Source organism: Kitasatospora phosalacinea (assembly GCF_000717185.1).
GTDB lineage: Bacteria > Actinomycetota > Actinomycetes > Streptomycetales > Streptomycetaceae > Kitasatospora > Kitasatospora phosalacinea_A.
Window position 1 is genome coordinate 1 of sequence record NZ_JNYE01000314.1, and the last position, 257, is coordinate 257.

A 257-nucleotide genomic window follows, 5' to 3' on the forward strand; every position below is an offset into this window, starting at 1 on the left:
GATGGGGGAATGGGCCGGGGAGACGGTCGGGCCGGATGTGTGGGAGACCTGCCGGGACCTGATCCCGGTGGGGAGCGTGTTCGCGTTCCTGGCCGAGCACCGGGGCCGGCTGTTCCCGGCGGCGATGTTCGCGGACATGTACCCGTCGGCGAACGGCCGGCCGAGCATGCCGCCGCAGGTCTTGGCCGCGGCGATCACGCTGCAGGCCCTGCACGGCCTTTCCGACTTCGAGACGGTGCAGGAACTGCGCTGCGACC

Annotated in this window: 1 protein-coding gene; it reads left to right on the forward strand. The window is 71.6% G+C overall.

Annotated features, from left to right (window positions below):
* Position 1: 1 nt before the first annotated feature.
* A partial coding sequence (locus OO57_RS43400; protein WP_033257542.1) for a transposase occupies positions 2-257 on the forward strand: 256 nt, incomplete at its 3' end.